Origin of the sequence: Leifsonia sp. SIMBA_070 (assembly GCF_046534635.1) — a bacterium.
In the GTDB taxonomy this organism is placed as follows: Bacteria; Actinomycetota; Actinomycetes; order Actinomycetales; family Microbacteriaceae; genus Leifsonia.
The window spans coordinates 1-234 of sequence record NZ_JAWRYK010000976.1 but is presented as its reverse complement, the minus strand read 5'-3'; the positions used below and the strand labels follow the sequence as shown (position 1 = coordinate 234).

Below are 234 nucleotides of genomic sequence, written 5' to 3'. Positions count from 1 at the left end.
ATTCGTGAGCTTCACAGACATGGGCACGCAGCCCGGCGACGCCGCGGACGGCGCGTTGCAGCTCGCCGACGGCGCGGGATCCGCGCAGGAGGGCGCGACGGCCCTCTCCGACGGCGCGACCGCGCTCGGCGACGGCGCGGACCAGCTGGGCGACGGAATCCTTCAGCTCGCGTCGGGAGCCTATGACGCCCGCGACGGCGCGCTCCTGCTCGCCGATGGGACGTCGGCCCTGTC

At 74.8% G+C, this 234-nt stretch carries 1 pseudogene; it reads left to right on the top strand.

What is annotated here, in order from left to right:
• Positions 1-19: 19 nt before the first annotated feature.
• A pseudogene (locus tag SB754_RS23080) lies at positions 20-234 on the top strand (YhgE/Pip domain-containing protein); the annotation flags it as partial.